This is a genomic window from Pseudomonas sp. LRF_L74, assembly GCF_965644255.1.
Taxonomy (GTDB): Bacteria; Pseudomonadota; Gammaproteobacteria; order Pseudomonadales; family Pseudomonadaceae; genus Aquipseudomonas.
The window spans coordinates 236,436-256,874 of sequence record NZ_CBFFRH010000004.1 but is presented as its reverse complement, the minus strand read 5'-3'; the positions used below and the strand labels follow the sequence as shown (position 1 = coordinate 256,874).

Annotated in this window: 17 protein-coding genes; 7 read left to right on the top strand and 10 right to left on the bottom strand. The window is 63.1% G+C overall.

What is annotated here, in order from left to right; genetic code table 11:
* Window positions 1-85: 85 nt before the first annotated feature.
* The 6 genes from ACSZPK_RS12560 to ACSZPK_RS12535 form a co-directional block, all read right to left on the bottom strand.
* On the bottom strand, window positions 86-1,366 hold the full coding sequence (locus tag ACSZPK_RS12560; protein ID WP_437881800.1) for an OmpP1/FadL family transporter: 1,281 nt from the start codon (window positions 1,364-1,366) through the stop codon (window positions 86-88).
* A 459-nt stretch (window positions 1,367-1,825) separates the two neighbouring features.
* A complete protein-coding gene (locus ACSZPK_RS12555; RefSeq protein WP_437881799.1) occupies window positions 1,826-2,242 on the bottom strand; it encodes a hypothetical protein in 417 nt (138 codons plus the stop codon).
* 218 nt (window positions 2,243-2,460) lie between these two features.
* A complete protein-coding gene (locus ACSZPK_RS12550) occupies window positions 2,461-3,141 on the bottom strand; it encodes a polysaccharide lyase family 7 protein (RefSeq protein WP_437881798.1) in 681 nt (226 codons plus the stop codon).
* Between the two features lie 472 nt (window positions 3,142-3,613).
* The gene (locus ACSZPK_RS12545) at window positions 3,614-6,151 is read right to left on the bottom strand and encodes a penicillin acylase family protein (protein ID WP_437881797.1); all 2,538 of its coding nucleotides are present in this window, start codon (window positions 6,149-6,151) and stop codon (window positions 3,614-3,616) included.
* A gap of 138 nt (window positions 6,152-6,289) precedes the next feature.
* Entirely contained in the window at window positions 6,290-6,487 is a 198-nt protein-coding gene (locus ACSZPK_RS12540) for an SEC-C metal-binding domain-containing protein (RefSeq protein ID WP_437881796.1), read from the bottom strand.
* A gap of 7 nt (window positions 6,488-6,494) precedes the next feature.
* Window positions 6,495-6,983: an LEA type 2 family protein gene (locus tag ACSZPK_RS12535; protein ID WP_437882009.1), complete on the bottom strand. Its 489-nt coding sequence runs from the start codon at window positions 6,981-6,983 to the stop codon at window positions 6,495-6,497.
* A 111-nt stretch (window positions 6,984-7,094) separates the two neighbouring features.
* Here ACSZPK_RS12535 and ACSZPK_RS12530 point away from each other — a divergent pair, with 111 nt between their 5' ends.
* Complete coding sequence (locus tag ACSZPK_RS12530) at window positions 7,095-7,655, top strand: hypothetical protein (protein WP_437881795.1); 561 nt, start codon at window positions 7,095-7,097, stop codon at window positions 7,653-7,655.
* 49 nt (window positions 7,656-7,704) lie between these two features.
* Here the strand turns inward: ACSZPK_RS12530 and ACSZPK_RS12525 are convergent, their stop codons facing one another.
* From ACSZPK_RS12525 to gatC, 4 genes are all read right to left on the bottom strand, one after another.
* Entirely contained in the window at window positions 7,705-8,082 is a 378-nt protein-coding gene (locus ACSZPK_RS12525) for a septal ring lytic transglycosylase RlpA family protein (protein ID WP_437881794.1), read from the bottom strand.
* Between the two features lie 211 nt (window positions 8,083-8,293).
* Window positions 8,294-9,742 (bottom strand): Asp-tRNA(Asn)/Glu-tRNA(Gln) amidotransferase subunit GatB, encoded by a 1,449-nt coding sequence (gene gatB, locus ACSZPK_RS12520; RefSeq protein ID WP_437881793.1) that lies wholly within the window; start codon window positions 9,740-9,742, stop codon window positions 8,294-8,296.
* 14 nt (window positions 9,743-9,756) lie between these two features.
* Entirely contained in the window at window positions 9,757-11,208 is a 1,452-nt protein-coding gene (gene gatA, locus ACSZPK_RS12515; protein WP_437881792.1) for an Asp-tRNA(Asn)/Glu-tRNA(Gln) amidotransferase subunit GatA, read from the bottom strand.
* 16 nt (window positions 11,209-11,224) lie between these two features.
* On the bottom strand, window positions 11,225-11,512 hold the full coding sequence (gatC, locus tag ACSZPK_RS12510; protein ID WP_437881791.1) for an Asp-tRNA(Asn)/Glu-tRNA(Gln) amidotransferase subunit GatC: 288 nt from the start codon (window positions 11,510-11,512) through the stop codon (window positions 11,225-11,227).
* A gap of 217 nt (window positions 11,513-11,729) precedes the next feature.
* Here gatC and mreB point away from each other — a divergent pair, with 217 nt between their 5' ends.
* The 6 genes from mreB (at window position 11,730) to ACSZPK_RS12480 (ending at window position 20,424) form a co-directional block, all read left to right on the top strand.
* A complete protein-coding gene (gene mreB, locus ACSZPK_RS12505; RefSeq protein WP_437881789.1) occupies window positions 11,730-12,767 on the top strand; it encodes a rod shape-determining protein MreB in 1,038 nt (345 codons plus the stop codon).
* Between the two features lie 301 nt (window positions 12,768-13,068).
* Entirely contained in the window at window positions 13,069-14,010 is a 942-nt protein-coding gene (mreC, locus tag ACSZPK_RS12500; protein WP_437882008.1) for a rod shape-determining protein MreC, read from the top strand.
* Window positions 14,010-14,498 carry a rod shape-determining protein MreD gene (mreD, locus tag ACSZPK_RS12495; protein ID WP_437881787.1) on the top strand — a complete coding sequence of 163 codons (489 nt, stop codon included), beginning with the start codon at window positions 14,010-14,012 and terminating at the stop codon, window positions 14,496-14,498. Before mreC ends, mreD begins: the two co-directional genes overlap by 1 nt.
* Window positions 14,499-14,530: 32 nt before the next feature.
* Window positions 14,531-15,145, top strand: coding sequence for a Maf family protein (locus ACSZPK_RS12490; protein ID WP_437881786.1), 615 nt, complete (start codon window positions 14,531-14,533; stop codon window positions 15,143-15,145).
* A gap of 5 nt (window positions 15,146-15,150) precedes the next feature.
* Entirely contained in the window at window positions 15,151-16,608 is a 1,458-nt protein-coding gene (rng, locus tag ACSZPK_RS12485) for a ribonuclease G (RefSeq protein ID WP_437881785.1), read from the top strand.
* 9 nt (window positions 16,609-16,617) lie between these two features.
* Window positions 16,618-20,424, top strand: coding sequence for a YhdP family protein (locus ACSZPK_RS12480; protein WP_437881784.1), 3,807 nt, complete (start codon window positions 16,618-16,620; stop codon window positions 20,422-20,424).
* Window positions 20,425-20,439 lie beyond the last annotated feature (15 nt).

The following is a 20,439-nucleotide window of genomic DNA, read 5'->3' as shown; positions in this document are numbered from 1 at the left end:
AGGCGAGGAGAACGCGCCGACAGTTTTGAGTCGGTAACGCATGAAAAAGCCGGGCTTGCCCGGCTTTTTCATGCGTGCCGATCTATCAGAAGCGATAGCTCAACGCTGCGCCCAGGCCATGGGCGCTGTTCTCGTAGGTGGCGTTATAGGTGCCCTTGCTGGCCGACGCCTGCTGGATCTTGGCGTCGTCTTCCCACAGGTAGGAGTAGGCAACGTCGACGGTGACGTCCGGAGTCGGGCTCCAGCCGAAGCCGAGGCTGAAGATCGTGCGGTCGCCAGTGGGAATACGTGGCGAACGGTGCTCGTTATTGGTCGGCGCTTCGTCGTAGGCCAGGCCGGTACGCAGGGTCCAGTGCTCGTTGAGTTTATAGGAGGTGCCCACGGAGTAGGCCCAGGTGTCTTTCCAGTCCTGCTCTTCGGCAATGGTGCCGAAGTTGGCGCTGGCAGCGGCGGTGCGAAGTCCTTCGTTGTTCACCACGATGGATTCCAAACGGCTCCAGCGAGTGAAGGTGGCGCCGCCGTAGAGGGTCCATTGATCATCCAGCTCATGGGTGATCGACAAGTCCGCCGACTCTGGAGTGTCCAGCTTCAGGCTGGCGTCGTATTTGCCGAATGCATCGATGCTGGCCAGCCCCAGGTTCTGGCCACTGATCGTGGTATGGCCTTCCAGCTTGTACTTGACCTTGGAGTGATAGGTCAGGCCTGCACGGGTCTGTGGCGTGAACTCGTAGAGCACCCCGGCGTTGAAGCCAAGCGCGGTATCGTCCCCTTCGATCTTGACCCGGCTCTCACGGGTATCGAATGGCGTGGGCGATCCGACGGCACTCTCCAGCTTGCCGTCGATACGGTTGATGGTCGGGCCGAAACCAACGGACAACTGGTCGTTGATGCGAAAGCTCACGGTCGGTTGCACGGTGATGACCGTCACTTCGCTGTAGTCGCCAAAGCGACGGCCCTGGAAGCTGCTCTCGTAATCGGTCTTGAGGCCGAACGGCACGTACACGCCGATACCGAACGCCCACTTGTCGTTGATCGGGTTGACGTAGTAGCCCATCGGCACGCCGGTATCCGGGACCATGTCGCCATCGTTGCTGCCAGACGCATTGCCGCTGGCGTGCTTGATATCCGTCTTGCCGTGGATGACCGCGGCGCCGAAGCTGACTTCCTGGCGCTTGAGGCGCGACATGCCTGCCGGGTTGCCGAACAGGGTGGTGGCATCTTCCGCGGCGGAAGAGCGGCCGGCGAAGGATTGGCCCATGCCGCTGATGCTTTGCTCGTTGAGGGTGAAGCCATTGGCCAGGGCCTGGGTCGAGGCGGCAGCTACGGCAAGGGCGACGGCATTCTTTATTAGGGTTGTTCTTTTCATGGTCGATCTCTCACAGACGGCAAAACGGGGAGGGCAGCAAGTTAGCCCGTGGGGCGTATTTTTGCCAACCGCTCTGGGATGCATTTCTCCGATCATTCAGGAACGGAATGCGGGTTATTGATCTGACTGTTGGGTCATGTTCGTGTGGTCTTCATGCAGCACGAAAATCTGGCTCCACACGTTTTCTCCAGGCGCGTACGAAATCGCGCGGATCGCCCTGGGGGCGGAACACCCTCTGCCAGATGAGTGCTAGGGTCTGTTGACGTTTCGTCGCGACCGCGCCGGAGCCAGTTTTTACACGAGGCGAGGCGCGAGATGCGAAGTTTAGTGGGCTAAATGAGCCATCGAGTAACGCTGCATCGTGTAAAAACTGGCCCGGCCCTACGGGTTGTGCGAGAAATAACCCCCGCTGTCGTTGCAGGACTTGGTAAGGGAATGACCATTGCCTGCGTCCTGCGCCTAACCGGGGATTATTTCTCGCGACAACGCGGCTTGCGCCGAAACGTCAACAGACCCTAGTGCATGGATGTCCCGGCTGGATGGAAGTTCAAGGGATTTGGATTCCACCAGCATCCAGGCTATGGCCGTGGAATAGCGCAGGTTGACGACCAGTTCGAGGTCCGGCGCATGCACGAAAGCGTGCTGGCTGGCGAGGTCGGGGTCGGTGGCCAGGTATTCGTCCCAGAGCTGGTGATGATGGTTGGCGCTGATCCGGTACAGGCCGTAGCCCTGGCTATCGTCGAGCACCTCGCCCATCGCTGACTGGCAGGCGGCGATACCCAGCAGCAGGGCTTCAGCGGTTGGTGAGTTGCGCCCCAGGTAGTGCAGGGTGGGGCGGATGACATACTGGCCCAGTTCGCTTGCGGCGATTCTCATGATGCCCTCGCAGGATCCGTTGCGGCGCAAAGTCTGGCCGCACGAGCGGTTAGTCGCTCGAGTTGAAGTCTAGTGCGATGACTTTTATGTAAAGCTATGTTTTTAAATCAATTGTGGATTTGTATTTGTCTGCATATCGCCATCGATGCTTAAAACGTTCCCTATAAGCAAAAAACGGCGGCCCGGTTACCCGGAGCCGCCGCTTTGTTCTCTTCGGCTTATTTGTGCTTGATCGTCAGGCTGGTGAAGCTCACCGCACCCGCTTCGCTGGAGTCGCCGGTATTGTCCTGCACGTAGGAGCCAGCCTTGAAGTAAAAGGTGCTGGTTTTCCAGGCGGTGTCCAGCTTGGCGGTCCACTTGACGGTGGCGGCGCTGGCCGAGGGTTTGACATAGATCGCCAGGGTGCCGCTCGGGGTCAGGCGGATGGTGTAGGAGAACAACTGCTCCAGCGGCACGTTCTGGGCCACGGTGTAGCTGGTGCTGTCGTCGGTGGGTTTGACCCGCACGATGGCGACGATACTGCCGACATTGGTTTCGGCTTTGTACTGGTATTGCAGTTTGATCGGTGGGTTGGAGCTTTCGACGTCGTGGATCTGGCCGATCACGATCTTGCCGGTCGAAGGCACCTGGCTGACTTTCAGGGTGCCATCGAGGGTGTTGTCGGCATCCTGGTATTTCCAGTTGCGCAGGGTGCCGTCGGCATAGGTCTCGCGCAGTTCGCTACGTGGGTATTTGGCGCTTTTGGTGGTGGTGCCGTTGACCGGGGCCCAGAAGAATATGGCGCCATTGGCGGCTTTGAAATAGTCGTCCTGGTAACCGCCAACCAATTGGGGGGTGGCGATGGTGGTAGCGGGGGTGCCAACGGGGATGCTGAGGTTCCAGGTGCTGAGGTCGATCATGATAAGGACGGCTCCGGTGCAGGAATCAAAAAATTCATTCGCCGTGGGGGCCGTCCTGGACATGAAGCCGGGTGGTTCCGGTTTCATTCACGCTGAATGATGCGTTCGTGATCGTACTGATGGGGTCGCCGAATCCCTCGTCTCAGAGGCGCCGCCGTGATCACGGGACGCTTTATAAGATTGGTGTCAGATAAAGGTAAGAGCCATTCGTCGATGTATTGGCGTCATAAAAATGACTTTGTTCGATGGCCAGATAGGCTTTTACTGATGGGCAAGGTTTTTTTCAGGGTCGTACGTTTTCTGGTCAATTTTCAGGGGGCTGAAAAACAACCTTGGCAACGACGAGCGGAATGCCTGCAACCCAGTGCCGATGCGGCTCTTGAGGCATTTGGCCATCATCTTGGGCGCGATTTTCTGCGTAGAGCGGACAAGAAAAAAGGCGCCCGGAGGCGCCTTTGCAGGGACGTGGTGATTATTTCGGCGGGGTCAGCAGCAGTCGCTTGTTCCCATAGACCTTGTCCAGGTTACCGGACTGGAAAGGGAAGGTCACATAGTTGCCTTTCAGCCAGGCATCGATGCCATTGGCATAGTGAGGGCTGGCCGGGTTGCCGGACTGGCCCGAGCTGTTGACGCCGATCATCGGCTCGTCGCGACCGAAGTCGACGACGATGCGCATGGCTGGGATCAGCCAGGTGTCGAAGCTCTCGCCCCAGTGATAAGCCGAAGCGTTGAGCGTGCCGAAGTCACCGCCGGCCGGGTAGGGGCCACGGTTGAGGTAGCTGCCCAGGGCCTCGATGCCGGTGCGCTGGCTGGCCGCCAGGTAGGGCGCCATCTTGGTCGCGTTGCTGGTCCAGGCATAGGTGTGCAGCTTGCCCCATTGCCAGGCCTTGCGGTCGTTGCCGAGCCTGGCTTCGAGGACGGTGACCGAGGCGGCAAGGCTGCGGGCGAGGATGGTGGGTTTGTCTTCTTTCTGCGGGGTGCGCACGTCGTCCCAGAATGGGCTGTCGTCGCGACCGAGCAGGTGGTCGGCCTGGGCCGAATAGGAGTCGTCGGCGATGCTGACCAGGGCTTGCCAGGCTGGGCTGGTTTCCGGGCCGAGTTCGTCGAGGAAAATCTGCTTGCTGCTCTCTTGCAGGAACACGCTGTAGAGCGCCGCATCGGCAGAAGTCGAACTCATCCTGCCGTCGAAGGCCATCAGGTGTTGGTAGGCTTCGCGGGCCTTGGCCCTTTCTGCAGCCGGCAGGGCGTCGATGGCGCCTTTCAACGGCTGGGCCATGCCAGGTGCCTCGAACATGGTCTTCAGTTTGGCGGCGAGCGGTGTGGTCTGGTCGTACTGCATGGCGACCGCGCTCTGCATGTCCTGCTTGCCGCTGGCGGCCAGTTGTTCGAGGCGCTCGGCGCGTTCCGGGTAATACCAGGAGTTGGACAGTTGCATGCCATAGCCCTTGGGCACGGTTCGCTGGTTGGCGGTTCCGAGCCAGCCTTGCTGCGGGTCCTGGTCGTAGGGGTGGAGCATCGGGTCGGCGAAACCGTCCCAGTCATAGGCGCCGTCCCAGCCGGGCGATGGCACCAGGCCCAGGCCCTGCTTGCGGTTGGGATAGCGGCCGGTGACCTGCCAGCCGATGTGCTGGGCATCGGCGAAGACGATGTTCAGGGCCATGGCGCGGACTTCGCGGGTCGCTTCGAAGGCGGCGTCGACCGACTGCGCGCGCGACAGGTCGAAGAAGGCGTCCAGCGAGGTGTCGTTCTCGAATTGGGCGGTTTGCAAGGCCAGTCCGTAGCCGCTGTTGAAGGCTGGCGGCTGCAGCGGGTTCTTGCGCTCGCCCAGGGCGGTATTCAGCAGCGGGCCGTGGCGGGTCTCGAAAATGGTCTCGCGGATCGGCCTCTGGCCCTTGATGAAGAAGGTTTCCTGACGCTCGGCGACGGGCTGCCATTTGCCATCGGCCAGGTAAAGAGTGCGTCCGCCCTCACGCTTGACCTTCTCCAGGAACAGGTCCTGGTTGTCGCCCATGACCATGGTCATGCCCCAGGCCAGCTTGCCGTTGTAGCCGGCGACCACGGCGGGCACGCCGGCGATGGAGACGCCGGCGGCCTGGAATTTCGGTGAGCGGATCTGCACGAAGCTCCACAGCGAAGGCATCGATAGCGGCAGATGGGTGTCGTTGGCCAGCAGGCTCTTGCCACTGCGGCTGCGCTGCGGGGCGAAGGCCCAGTTGTTGGAGGCGGCGACGCCGAGCATGTTGAGCTGGGCCACCTGGTTGGCGGTCTGGTCGAGGCTGGCCAGGCCGGGAATCTGGCCGGCGAGCTTGAGGCCGCGCAACTTCTCGACCTCTTCGAACGGCAGTTGCTCGTCCGGGTAGGTCGGCAGCAGCCAGGCGAGTTTGTCGCTGCCGACCTTGTCGGCCAGGGTCAACGAGGCGATTTCTTCCTTGAGGTTGACCGACAGGCCGAAGTTCAGCAGGCAGAAGATCAGCACCGAGTCTTCCGGCTTCCAGTAGGCTGGCTTGTAGCCGCTCTCGGCCATGTCCATCGGCAGCTTGTCGCGGTAGCGGAACATGTAGGCGTTGACGCCGCGGGCGTAGACCTCGAAGAAGCGCTTCATCCGTGGCGAGGCGTTCTTGTAGAGAATCTCGGCACTCTTGCGCAGGTTGACGGTGCGCATGAATCGGTCGATTTCCAGGGTTCCCGGCCCGTTCATTTCCGACAGGCGCCCTTCGGCCATCAGGCGCATGCCGACCATCTGGCCGAGGCGGTCGCTGGCATGTACGTAGCCCATGGCGAACAGCGCGTCGTGGAAGGTGCCGGTCTCGATCAGTGGCATGCCCAGGGTGTTGCGCCGCACCGTCACGCTCTGCGCCAGGCCTTGGACCTTCACGATGCCCTGGTCCGGCGCGACGCTGTCAGCGTAGCGGTTGTCGAGATAGGACTGGCAACCGCTGAGAAACAGGCAGCCGCCCAGGGCGGTTGCGGTTGAAAGCAGGAACGAACGAGGAAAAAGGCGCGAACCCATGAGCCGGCTCCTGGCGCAGAGAGGGTGGCAGACGATGGGGAGCGATTGTAGTAGGAGCCGCCAGCCTCAAGCTACAGGCGGCAAGTCAAGGCCGCCTGGCGTTGTCTGTTGCTTGAGGCTTGCGCCGGCGGGCTGCCTTCAGGCGCCGTGGCACTTCTTGAATTTCTTCTCGCTGCCGCATGGGCAGGGATCGTTGCGACCGACTTCCTTGAGCGGGTTGCGTACCGGCTCCTGGTGGCCGTGGTTGCAGTGCGGGCCGTGCACGTGGCCATGATCGTGGTGGTGATCATGGTCGTGGTTGCAGTCTGGGCCGTGGACGTGGGGTTGCTGGTTCATCGGTGACTCACTCCGGGATGTAATCGTCGGGGATTATCTCGCCATTGCGCACCAGATGCACAGTGCGGCCGAACAACAGGCCGGTTTGCACCGCGCCGGTGAAGCGGTAGCGGATTGGCGTATCAGGGCTTTCCAGGGCTTTGGCCAGGTCCTTGAGATGTCGCCATACATTGGTGCGTACGGGAACGACGAAGGTTTTGTGGCCGTGTGCCTTGACCGTGAACCACTCGCGGGATTCACCCTCGGCCAGTGGAATGCCATCGAGTTCGAGGCTATATAGCAGCTTGCGCACTGGTAGGCGGCTGTCATTCGGGTTGTCGATGCGAAAGTGCAGGTTGAGGCGCTGCTCAAGCAGCCTGGCTTTGATCACCTCGACGTCCAGCAGGCGGATTTCCGGGTCCTGGAAGTCGCTGGTAAACCAGGTCGAGCAGCCGCTGAGCAAGCCAAGGCCGAGGCTAAGTCCGATAATTCTTATCATTTGCGCCTGGCAATTCATTGCAACCTCCACGGGGTGGCGCAGTTTAACAAGCGCCAGCACGCTCGCCACCGACTGTTACATGAAAAATAGCTGGGCCATACTGCGCCACTGAATAAAAGGAGCATGACCATGGAACTGTACGAGATCGCCTTCGCCGGAGAGCTGGTTCCCGGTGCCCAGCCCGAATTGGTCAAGGCGAACCTGGCCAAGCTGTTCCAGGCGGATGCCCAGCGCATGGCGCTGTTGTTCTCCGGTCGCAAGATCGTGATCAAGAGCAATCTGGACGAGGCGACTGCGGAAAAGTACCGCTCGACCCTGGCGCGCGCTGGAGCCATTGCCATCGTGCAGGCGCTGGAAGCGGTGGTCGAGGAGATCGAACTGGCGCCGCCACCGGCAGCGCCTGCGCCGGTCGTGACTGCGGTTGCGGCAGTTGTTCCCGATAGTGTGGGCTTCAAGCCATTGAAGGTCGCGCCGCGCGACGAATACATGGCTGCATTCATCGATGTCGAGGCGCCGGATTTCGGTGTGGCACCGATTGGCGTGGATCTGCAGGATGCCCGGCCGGCGGCACAACCGCCTGCGGTGGATTTCTCGCAGTTCAGCCTGGCGCCGGTCGGCAGCGACATGGGGCAGGCAACGTCCAACGCGCAGGCCGTGGCGCCTGATACGTCGCATTTGTCATTGCAGTGAAGCGCTCGGCGCCAGGGCACAGGCGGTCATCGCGCCCTGTGCGAGGCGGCTATTCCAGGCTTTCCAGCCTTACCGGCACGATACCGCTGCGAATCATGCCGAGCTCTTCGGCTGCGCGTTTCGATACGTCAATGATGCGTCCGCGTCCGTAGGGGCCGCGGTCATTGATGCGGACGATCACCGAACGATCATTGTTGAGATTGGTGACCCGCACGCGGCTGCCGAACGGCAGGGTGCGGTGGGCGGCGGTCAGGGCGTTCTGGTCGAAACGCTCGCCATTGGCGGTGCGATTGCCGTGGTGGGCCTTGCCGTAATACGAGGCCTTGCCATCGGCCCGGTAGTCGCCGGGCGTACCGCTGCTGAATGGCACCAGGCTGCAACCGCCGAGGAAGCTGAACAGGAACATCAGAACTGTCAGATGCCGCATGAAGGCCTTCCTCAGAGGGGGCGTTAAGTCTGAATTGCAGGCTCGAGGCAAAAGCAGACATTTGTAGGGGGGGACAACGCGAAGCTTGTCCACCGCTCTAAATCGCCAATGGTGGACAAAAAGAGCGTTGTCCACCCTACAAAAAGCACATGTCCGCCCTGCCTCAAAGCCGCATTTGGCGCTCGCCGCCAAGCGAAGCGCCAGGTCCGCTTCAGCCTTCGAGCTTCTTCTTCAGCAATTCGTTCACTTGCCCGGGGTTGGCCTTGCCCTTGGATGCCTTCATGGCCTGGCCGACGAAGAAACCGAACATCTTGCCGCGCTTGGCTTCGTCGCTGGCGCGGTACTGTTCGACCTGCTCGGCGTTGGCCGCCAGCACCTCGTCGAGCATCGCTTCGATGGCGCCGGAGTCGGTGACCTGCTTGAGGCCCTTCTTCTCGATCACTTCATCGGCGCTGGCGCCTTCACCGGCGGCAAGGGCTTCGAAGACCATCTTGGCGATCTTGCCGCTGATGGTGTTGTCCTTGATGCGCAGGATCATGCCACCCAATTGCTCGGCGGACACCGGCGACTGCTCGATTTCCAGGTTGTCCTTGTTGAGCAGGCTGGACAGCTCGCCCATCACCCAGTTGGCTGACAGCTTGGCATCGCCGCAGGTTTTCTCGACCGCTTCGAAGTAGTCGGCCAGCTCACGGCTCGCGCTCAATACGCTGGCGTCGTAGGTGGATAGCGCGTACTGGCTCTCGAAACGCTCGCGTTTCTGCGGCGGCAACTCGGGCAGCTTGCTGCGCAGTTGTTCGAGGAAGCTGCGCTCGATCACCACCGGCAGCAGGTCAGGGCAGGGGAAGTAACGGTAGTCGTTGGCTTCTTCCTTGCTGCGCATGGAGCGCGTCTGATCCTTGTTCGGATCGTACAGGCGGGTCTCCTGGACCACCTTGCCACCGTCCTCGATCAGCTCGATCTGGCGCTGCACTTCATGGTTGATGGCTTTCTCGATGAAGCGGAACGAGTTGACGTTCTTGATCTCGGCGCGGGTGCCGAAGGCTTCCTGGCCTTTCGGGCGAACCGACACGTTGCAGTCGCAACGTAGCGAGCCTTCGGCCATGTTGCCGTCGCAGATGCCGAGGTAACGCACCAGGGCGTGGATCGCCTTGACGTAGGCCACGGCCTCCTTGGCCGAACGAATGTCCGGCTCGGAAACGATTTCCAGCAGCGGCGTGCCGGCGCGGTTCAGGTCGATGCCGCTCATGCCGTGGAAGTCTTCGTGCAGGCTTTTGCCGGCGTCTTCTTCCAGGTGCGCGCGAGTGATACCGATACGCTTGACCGTGCCGTCTTCCAGGGTGATGTCGAGGAAGCCCTTGCCGACGATGGGGTGGTCCATCTGGCTGGTCTGGTAGCCCTTCGGCAGGTCCGGGTAGAAGTAGTTCTTGCGCGCGAAGACGTTGCGCTCGGCGATCTCGGCGTCGATGGCCAGGCCGAACTGGCAGGCCATGCGCACCGCCGCTTCATTGAGCACCGGCAGGGTGCCGGGCATGCCGAGGTCGACCAGGCTGGCCTGGGTGTTGGGCTCGGCGCCGAAGGTGGTGGCGCTGGCCGAGAAAATCTTCGATTGAGTGCTGAGCTGAGCGTGGATCTCAAGCCCGATCACGGTTTCCCATTGCATATTCAAACCCTTCCTCAGAATCCGCTCGGTGCTTGTGTGTGCCAGTCAGTCACCTGCTGGTACTGGTGGGCGACGTTGAGCAGGCGGCCTTCCTGGAAATAGTTGCCGAGCAACTGCACGCCGACCGGCAGGCCGTCGACGAAGCCCGCAGGCATCGACAGGCCGGGGATGCCGGCGAGGTTGGCGGTGATGGTGTAGATGTCTTCCAGGTAGGCGGACACCGGGTCGCCGCCTTTCTCGCCGAGCTTCCAGGCCAGGTTCGGCGTGGTCGGGCCGAGGATCACGTCGACACCTTCGAACGCGGCGACGAAGTCGTTCTTGATCAGGCGGCGGACTTTCTGTGCCTTCAGGTAATAGGCGTCGTAGTAGCCGGCGGACAGGGCATAGGTACCGACCATGATGCGGCGCTTCACTTCGTCGCCGAAGCCTTCGCCGCGCGAGCGCTTGTACAGGTCTTGCAGGTCTTTCGGCGCTTCGCAGCGATAGCCGAAGCGCACGCCGTCGAAGCGCGACAGGTTGGAGCTGGCTTCGGCCGGGGCGATCACGTAGTAGGCGGGAATCGCGTGCTGCAGGTTGGGCAGGCTGATTTCCTTGACGGTGGCGCCGAGCTTCTTCAATTCCTCGACCACCGCCATGACCTTGTCGGCGATACGTGGGTCGAGGCCGGCGCCGAAGTATTCCTTGGGCAGGCCAATGCGCAGGCCGGCCAGTGGCTGGGCGAGGGCGGCGAGGTAGTCGTCCACCGGCTGCTCGACGCTGGTCGAATCCTTGCTGTCGAAACCGGCGATGGCGCCGAGCAGCAGCGCGCAGTCCTCGGCGGTGCGGGCCAGCGGGCCGCCCTGGTCGAGGCTGGAGGCGTAGGCGATCATGCCCCAGCGGGAGACGCGGCCGTAGGTCGGCTTGATCCCGGTGAGGTTGGTCAGCGCCGCTGGCTGGCGGATCGAGCCGCCGGTGTCGGTGCCAGTAGCGGCCGGGATCAGGCGCGCGGCCACGGCGGCGGCGGAACCACCCGACGAGCCGCCCGGTACGCGGCTGGTGTCCCAGGGGTTCTTCACCGCGCCGTAGTGGCTGGATTCGTTAGCCGAACCCATGGCGAATTCGTCCATGTTCAGCTTGCCCAGGCTGACCGCGCCGGCGGCCTTGAGCTTGGCGACCACGGTGGCGTCGTAGGGCGCCTTGAAGCCGGTGAGGATTTTCGAGGCGCAGGTGGTCAGCACGCCTTCGGTGCAGAACAGGTCCTTGTGCGCGATCGGTGCGCCGAGCAGGACGCCGTTCTCGCCAGCGGCGCGACGAGCGTCGGCAGCCTTGGCCTGGTCGAGGGCGACTTGCTCGGTCACGGTGATGAAGCTATTGAGCTGCGGATCGAGCTGAGCGATGCGCGCCAGCAGGTTGCGGGTCAGCTCTTCGGCGGAAAACTGCTTGGCGTCGAGGCCCTTGGCGATCTCGGCGAGGGTCAGTTGATGCATGGGAACCCTTTTCCTTTTATTCGATGACTTTCGGCACGAGGTACAGGCCGTCCTGCACCGCGGGGGCGACGGCCTGGTAGGCGTCGCGCTGGTTGCTCTCGGCGACCACGTCGGCGCGCAGGCGCTGGGTGGCTTCCAGTGGATGGGCGAGCGGGGCGATGCCATCGGTATCGACCGCCTGCATGGCGTCGATCAGGCCGAGAATGTTGTTGAGGGTCTCGGTGGTACGCGGAACATCGGCCTCATTCAGGCCCAGGCGGGCGAGATGGGCGATCTTTTCCACGTCGGAGCGTTCAAGCGCCATCGGGGATTCTCCAGGGAACAAACGACAGACCAGGCTCTGGCCGGTGGGGAACGGAAACCGCCGTCGGCGGTCGAACGCCGCAATTTCGGGCCGTAAGCCTGGAAAAGCCGGCAATTTAGCACAGCGTACGCGCCTTGCCCAAAAGGCCCTTCATTGATAGAGTTTGCCGCACTTTTTCCCCAGCGTTTTTCACCACGCTTCGTTCCAGGGTCCTTTAATGTTCAAGAAATTGCGTGGCATGTTTTCCAGTGATCTGTCTATCGACCTGGGAACGGCCAACACCCTCATTTATGTGCGCGAGCGCGGCATCGTCCTGAACGAGCCATCCGTGGTCGCCATCCGCAGCAGCGGCAACCAGAAAAGCGTGGTTGCCGTGGGCACCGACGCCAAGCGCATGCTGGGTCGTACGCCGGGCAACATCGCCGCCATTCGTCCGATGAAAGACGGTGTGATCGCCGACTTCAGCGTCTGCGAAAAGATGCTGCAGTACTTCATCAACAAGGTGCACGAGAACAGCTTCCTGCAACCGTCGCCGCGCGTACTGATCTGCGTGCCGTGCAAATCGACCCAGGTCGAGCGTCGTGCCATCCGTGAGTCGGCCCTTGGCGCCGGTGCGCGTGAGGTGTTCCTGATCGAAGAGCCGATGGCCGCCGCCATCGGTGCCGGCCTGCCGGTCGAAGAGGCCCGTGGCTCGATGGTCGTCGATATCGGCGGCGGTACCACCGAGATCGCGCTGATCTCCCTCAATGGCGTGGTCTATGCCGAGTCCGTACGGGTTGGTGGCGACCGTTTCGACGAAGCCATCGTCACCTACGTGCGCCGCAACTACGGCTCGCTGATCGGTGAATCCACCGCCGAGCGGATCAAGCAGGAAATCGGCACCGCCTATGCGGGTGGCGAGCTGCGTGAGGTCGACGTGCGTGGCCGTAACCTGGCCGAAGGCGTACCGCGCAGCTTCACCCTGAATTCCAACGAAGTGCTCGAAGCCCTGCAGGAATCCCTGGCGACCATCGTCCAGGCGGTGAAGAGCGCGCTGGAGCAGTCGCCGCCGGAACTGGCTTCCGACATCGCCGAGCGCGGCCTGGTGCTGACCGGTGGCGGCGCGCTGCTGCGTGACCTGGACAAGCTGCTGGCCCAGGAAACCGGCCTGCCGGTGATCGTCGCCGAAGACCCGCTGACCTGCGTGGCGCGTGGTGGTGGCCGTGCCCTGGAGATGATCGACCGTCACACCATGGACCTGCTGTCCACCGAGTGATTCCCGTACGGTAAGCAGAAGCCGGAAGCCAGAACTTCCGGCTTTTGGTTTCTGAGCGGCGCATGGGCCAGCCTCGGATAAACCGTTGCTCGCATTCGATCAGGCAGCTTTGAGGCAATTGCGGACGTAGGGTGGACAACGCTCTTTTTGTCCACCATTAGCGGCGCAGAGCGGTGGACAAGCTTGGCGTTGTCCACCCTACGAGGGTCTGCAATTGACTCAGCGCGGCCATTCAAGCTGAAACGCAAACAGACTTCCCAGGAGAGCCACCATCAAACTGTTATTCGCCAAAGGGCCATCGCTGGGGGTACGACTGCTGGTACTGGTCGTGCTGTCGGCTGCGCTCATGGTGACTGACGCACGTTTCGAGGTGCTCAAGCCGTTCCGCACGCAACTGGGCCTCATGGTCAAGCCGGTCTACTGGCTGGCGCACATGCCGGTCGGTTTGTGGGACAGTGCTACCCAGGAGCTGAACAGCCGCAGCGAGCTGGCCGCCGAGAACGAGAAACTCAAGGCCGAGATGTTGTTGCTGCAGCGTCGGGTGCAGAAGCTGGCCGCGCTGACCGAGCAGAACGTGCGTCTGCGCGAATTGCTCAACTCGTCTGCGCTGGTCGAGGAAAAAGTGATCGCCACCGAGTTGATCGGCGTCGATCCCAACCCCTTCACCCATCGCATTCTCATCGACAAAGGCGAGAAGGACGGCGTGTTCGTCGGTGAGCCGGTGCTCGATGCCCGCGGCCTGATGGGCCAGGTGGTCGAGGTCATGCCATACGCGGCGCGAGTGCTGCTGATCACCGACGTCAGCCACAGCATTCCGGTACAGATCAATCGCAATGGCCTGCGCGCCATCGCCTCCGGCACCGGCAACCCGGAGCGCCTGGAACTGCGTCATGTGGCCGACACCGCCGACGTCAAGGTTGGCGATCTGCTGGTCAGTTCCGGCATGGGCCAGCGTTTCCCGGCCGGCTACCCGGTGGCGACGGTCAGCGAGGTGATCCACGATTCCGGCCAGCCTTTCGCGATTGTCCGCGCCGTGCCGACCGCCGCGCTCAATCGCAGCCGCCATATGCTGCTGGTGGAAAGCGACCGGCGCAGCGCCGAAGAACGTGCCGCTGCCGCCGCCCAGGCCCAGGAGGCCGCCGATGAGGCTGGGCGCACGCCCAAGCCCGCGAGCGCCACGGGCGAGGGCGTGCCCCAGCCTGCCGCGCCGCCAGCGCCCACTGCCACCCCGGAGGCTGACTGATGGCGACTTCCGCGCCCCGTAACGGTTGGATCATCTGGTTCAGCCTGGCCCTGGCATTGCTGCTCAGCGTTGCGCCGATGCCCGAGTTCATGGCAGTTGGTCGCCCGTTGTGGGTGGCTCTGGTGCTGACTTTCTGGACCCTGGCCGTGCCCCATCGCATTGGCATGACCACCGCCTGGCTGCTCGGCCTGCTGTCCGATGTGCTCAATGGCACCCTGCTCGGGCAGAACGCCCTGGTCCTGACCCTGACCATCTTCATGGTGCTGTCGTTGCACCGGCGCCTGCGCATGTTCCCCATGTGGCAGCAGAGCCTGGTGTTGCTGGTGGTGTTCGGTCTCGCCCAACTCGTTCAGCTCTGGCTCAGCGCCTTGACCGGCAATCGCCAGCCGACCCTCGAATTCGTCTTTCCGGCCCTGGTCAGCGCTTTGCTCTGGCCCTGGGTATTCGCCATCTTCCGGGGATTGCAGGTGCGCCTGGGCGTGCACTGATTCCCGGCCCTCATCGACAGGGAGATGTCTGCATGGCCACCTTGTACCTGGCCTCGGGGTCGCCCCGCCGCCGCGAGTTGCTCGAACAGATCGGCGTGCCCTTCAGGGTCGTCATTGCCGATGTCGACGAAACGCCGCATCTCGACGAGCCGGCGGCCGATTACGTCGTGCGGCTGGCCCTGGAAAAGGCCCAGGCCGTGCAGCGCACGCTGGACGATGCGCAGGCCGTGGTGCTCGGCGCCGATACCTCGGTGGTGCTCGATGGCCGCATTCTCGGCAAACCCGCTGATCGCGCCGATGCCCTGGCAATGCTGGCGGCGCTGTCCGGCCGCGAACATGACGTGCTGACCGCCGTGGCGTTGGCGACGGCGAACCGGCATGACGTGCGCCTGGTCGCCAGTCGTGTTGCCTTGCGCCCCTTGCGTGACGGCGAGGCCGAGGCCTACTGGCGGACCGGCGAGCCTCGCGACAAGGCCGGCAGCTATGGCATCCAGGGCCTGGCGGCGGTGTTCGTCAGCCAGGTCAGTGGCAGTTATTCGGCCGTGGTCGGCTTGCCGCTTTGCGAAACCGCGCAGATGCTTGAAGCATTTGGAATTCCCTGCTGGCAGCCGTTGTCTGTCAACCACCAGCTCGATCGTGCAGAGTAAGCCCCATGAGCGAAGAGATCCTGATCAACATCACGCCGATGGAGTCCCGTGTGGCGGTGGTGGAAAACGGCGTCCTGCAGGAGGTGCACGTCGAGCGCACCCAGCGTCGCGGCATCGTCGGCAACATCTATAAGGGCAAGGTGGTGCGCGTGCTGCCGGGCATGCAGGCGGCATTCGTCGATATCGGCCTGGACCGTGCGGCGTTCATCCATGCGGCGGAAATTTCCACCCGCGAAGGCAGCTCGGTGGAAAGCATCAGTGCCCTGGTGCATGACGGCCAGAGCCTGGTGGTGCAGGTGACCAAGGACCCGATCGGCACCAAGGGCGCGCGTCTGACCACGCACTTGTCGATCCCTTCGCGGTATCTGGTGTACATGCCGCGTACCAGCCACGTCGGCATTTCCCTGAAGATCGAGGACGAGGCCGAGCGCGAACGGCTGAAACAGGTGGTCGCCGATTGCGTGGCCGCCGAAGGCATCGAGGAGGCTGGCGGTTTCATTTTGCGCACCGCCGCCGAGGGCGCGGGTGCCGATGAGATCCTTGCCGATATCCGTTACCTGCGCCGTCTCTGGGGGCAGATCGCCGGGCAGATGCAGAGCGCGCCGACACCGACGGTGATCTACGAGGACCTGTCCCTGGCCCTGCGCACCCTGCGTGACCTGGTCAACCCGAAGATCGAGAAGATTCGCGTCGATTCGCGCGAGACCTTCCAGAAGATCACCCAGTTCGTCGACGAGCTGATGCCCGAGGTGGCCGACCGCCTGGAGCACTATCCGGGCGAGCGGCCGATCTTCGACCTGTACGGGGTCGAAGATGAAATCCAGCGCGCCCTGGAGCGCAAGGTGCCGCTCAAGTCCGGCGGCTACCTGGTGGTCGACCCGGCCGAAGCGATGACCACCATCGACGTCAACACCGGCGCCTTCGTCGGCCATCGCACCCTCGAAGAGACCATCTTCAAGACCAACCTCGAAGCGGCCATCGCCATCGCCCGGCAACTGCGCCTGCGCAACATCGGCGGGATCATCATCATCGACTTCATCGACATGGAAGACGAGGAGCATCAGCGCCAGGTGCTGCGGACCCTGGAGAAGCAGCTCGAACGCGACCATGCCAAGACCAACATCATCGGCATCACCGAACTCGGCCTGGTGCAGATGACCCGCAAGCGCACCCGCGAAAGCCTCGAACAGGTGCTCTGCGAGCCCTGCGAACACTGCCAGGGGCGCGGCAAGCTGAAGACCCCGGAAACCATTTGCTACGAAATATTCCGCGAGATCCTGCGCGAGGCGCGCGCCTACCAGGCCGAGGGTTACCTGGTGCTGGCTGAGCAGAAGGTGGTGGACCGTCTGCTCGACGAAGAGTCGGGCAACGTCGGCGAACTGGAGGCGTTCATCGGCCGAACCATCAAGTTTCAGGTGGAAAGCATGTACTCCCAGGAGCAGTACGATGTCGTGCTGCTCTGAGGCGCTGAGATGAGTGGCGTGCTGCGCAAGCTGCTCGGAGTCTGTGCCTTGCTGCTGGTCCTTGCCGCGCTGTATGTCAGTCTCGGGCGGCAATTGGTGCCGTTGGTCGCCGAGTACCGCGATGAGATCCAGGACAAGGCTCAGGTCGCGCTCGGCGTGCCGGTCAGTATCGGCCGCCTGGAGGGCCGTTGGCAGGGAATGGCGCCGTTGATCGCGGCGCACGACGTGATCATCGGCTCCGGGGACGACAGCGTGCGCCTGGACCAGGTGCGCGTGGTGCCGGAACTGCTCGCCAGCCTCATTGAGCGTCAGGTGCGCCTGGCCGATCTGGAGGTGCAGGGACTCAAGCTTGGCCTGCGCCAGAATGACGAAGGCAAGTGGCAGGTCGAGGGCATTCCCGCTCGCGATCCGAACACGCCCAGCGACCCGCAAAAGATGCTGCGTGCCTTGCAAGGCATCGCTCGCCTGTCGCTGATCGATAGCCAGTTGACGGTGGAGGCCCGGGGCCAGGCGCCACTGAGCTTCACCTATGCCAACCTGACATTGCGCAGCGTCATCGGCGAGCAGCGGCTCGATGCGCGCATGCTGTTGCCTGACGGCCAGCCTGTCGCATTGCACCTGGTCGCACGCATCGACGAGCAGGACTGGAAGCGCAGCAGTGGCGAGCTCTACGCCAGCCTGCCGCAAAGCGACTGGGCCAAGTTGCTGCCTCCCGGCCTGACACAGGACTGGAGCCTGCAGCACCTGCATGCGGGTGGCGAGTTCTGGCTGAATCTGCGCCAGGGACAGGTCGAGCGTGCCGTGGCTCGCTTGCACGCCCCGGAACTCAGCGGGCGCTACAAGTCGCGTAAGCCGGTGACGGTCGAAGACCTGGCGCTGACCGCGTTCTTCACTCGCCAGGGCGACGGTTTCGATGTGTTGATCGATTCCCTGGCCTTGAGCCTGAACGAGAACCGCTGGGGCGACACCCGCGCCGCGCTGCAATACCGCAAGGGCGATGACGAGTTCTGGCATCTCGCCGTCGATCGTGTCGATATCGGCCCCATCGGTTCGGTGATCAGATCGCTGGCACCACTGCCTGACAAGGCTGCCGATGCCCTGGACGGCCTGAACCCGAGCGGCTTGCTGAGCAATATCAGCCTGGATTACCGGCCGCAACTGAGCGATGCCAAGCGCTTGCAATACTCGGCCAACCTCACCCGCGTGAGCGTCGAGCCGTGGCGTGGCGTACCCGGCGTGGCCAATGCCAGTGGCAGCGTCAGCGGCGACCTGGAGGACGGCGAGGGGCGTACCGACAGCCAGGATTTCGGCTTGCACCTGAACCATCTGTTCCCGGACATGTGGCGTTACCGGCGTGCCAACGGCCAACTGTTCTGGCATGTCGACAGTGAAGGCTGGAGCCTGCGCATGCCCTATGCGCAACTGGATGGCGAGGAAGGCCGGATCGCCGGCGATTTCCTCATCCGCATGTACAAGGACCCGCAGCGCGAGCCGTACATGGACTTGCGCGTCGGCCTCAGCAATGGCGACGCCCGTTACACCGGCAAATACCTGCCAACGCTGTCGCCGGCCATGAGTCCGGCGTTGAGCGAGTGGCTGGTCACGGCGATTAAGGGCGGCCAGGTCGATGCCGGCTATTTCCAGTACCAGGGGTCGCTGTCCAAGACCGCCGAACCGGTGGCACGCAGCATCAGCCTGTATTTCCGTACCCACGATGCCGAACTGGCATTCCAGCCCGGCTGGCCGTCGCTCAAGGCCGTTCGTGGCGAAGTGCTGATCGAACCCACCGGCGTGCGCGTGCGCGCACCCGAGGGGCGTATCCTCGACAGCAGCGTGCGTGACGTGAATGTCGATATTCCCCATGTGGCACAGGGGCAGGTCGCCCATCTGCTGGTCGACGGCCAGATCGACAGCAGTTTGCCGGATGCCCTGAAGATCCTTCAGGAGGCTCCTATCGGCACGGCTGCAATCTTTGCCGGCTGGTCGGGCGAGGGTGCAGTGGATGCCCATCTCAAGCTGGACATCCCGCTGCGCAAGGGCGAAGGCCAGCCTGGCGTGGAGGTCGACTTCGCGACGCAGAACGCCAAGCTGCGCATGAGCACGCCGCAACTGGAACTGAGCCAGGTCAGTGGCGCATTCCGCTTCGACCTGGCCCGGGGGCTCAGCGCGCCAGATGTGCGGGCACAGGTATTCGAGCGCCCGGTACGCGGCAAGATCGTCGCCGAGGGCCGCAACGGCAAGGCACGCAGCCGTATCGAGGCCAATGGGCGCATCGCGGTGCAGAGCCTGACGAACTGGCTTGGGGTGAGCAAGCCTCTGCCTGTGAGTGGCGAACTGCCCTACAGCCTGGGACTGAGCCTGGATGGCGCGGATAGCCAACTGCGCATCAGCTCCGATCTGGCCGGGCTGGCCGTGGAACTGCCAGCGCCGTTCGGCAAGGCTGCGGCTGACAAGGGCTCTGCGGTCTGGCGCATGACCTTGCAGGGTAATGAGCGCCGTTACTGGCTGGATTACGCTGGCGTGGCCAGCCTCGTCTTCGCCGCCCCCGCTGGCCAGCCGATGCAGGGACGTGGCGAGCTGCGCCTGGGCGAGGGCAGCGCGAGTTTGCCGAGCGGCAGCGGCGTGCGCCTCAGTGGTCAGGTCGATGAACTCGACTGGACTGCATGGAAGGCCGTGGCCGAGCGTTATGTCCCGACCAAGGGCAACCAGGAGGCCGTGCGTTTCTTCAAGGGCGGCAATCTGCGGATCGGCCTGTTCAAGGGCTTCGGCAACGATATCGCTGACCTTGGCGTACAGCTTGCGCCGAGTGGCGACGGTTGGTCATTGGCGCTGGACAGCGACCTGCTCAAAGGCAGCATCGGTATACCCGGCACAGAGGGGGCGCCACTGCAGGTCAAACTGGAGCGGCTCAACCTGCCCGCGCCGGAATCGGTCAGTGCGGCAGAGGAAGCGGACAAGCAGGACCCGTTGGAGGCGACCGATCCGAAACAGATTCCGGCCCTGGATATCGCCATCGCCCAGGTTTCCCGTGGCGACCAGGTACTCGGTGCCTGGGCCTTGAAGACTCGACCGAACGCAGCGGGTGTGCAGTTCCAGGATCTCGACCTGAATCTCAAGGGCCTGCACATTACCGGCAAGGCGGGCTGGGAAGGCGCAGCCGGTGCCAGCAGCAGCTGGTATATCGGTCGCCTGAATGGCAAGAACCTGGCCGATGTGCTGCGTGCCTGGGGCTTCGCGCCGACCGCCACCAGCGAGCGCTTTCACCTGGATGCCGACGGCCGCTGGCCCGGTTCGCCGGCCTGGCTGAGCTTCAAACGCTTCAGCGGCAAGCTCGATGCCAGCATGCGCAATGGCCAGTTCGTCGAAGTGCAAGGGGCCTCGTCGGCATTGCGCGTGTTCGGCCTGCTCAACTTCAACTCGATTGGCCGTCGCCTGCGCCTGGACTTTTCCGACCTGCTCGGCAAGGGTTTCAGCTATGACCGTACCAAGGGGCTGCTGATCGCGACCAATGGCGTATTCGTGACCAAGGAGCCGATTCGCATCGAGGGGCCGTCCAGCAGTTTCGAACTCAACGGCACCCTGGACATGGCGCGCGATCAGGTCGATGCCAAGCTGCTGGTGACCCTGCCGGTGACCAACAACCTGCCGTTGGCCGCCCTGATCGTCGGTGCGCCGGCCATCGGCGGCGCGCTGTTCGTGGTCGACAAGCTGCTCGGCGACAAGGTTGCCCGCTTCGCCAGCGTCCAGTACGACGTGAAGGGGCCCTGGCAGGAGCCTGAGATCAGTTTCGACAAACCCTTCCAGAAACCGAATTGACGCCATCGAGGTGCA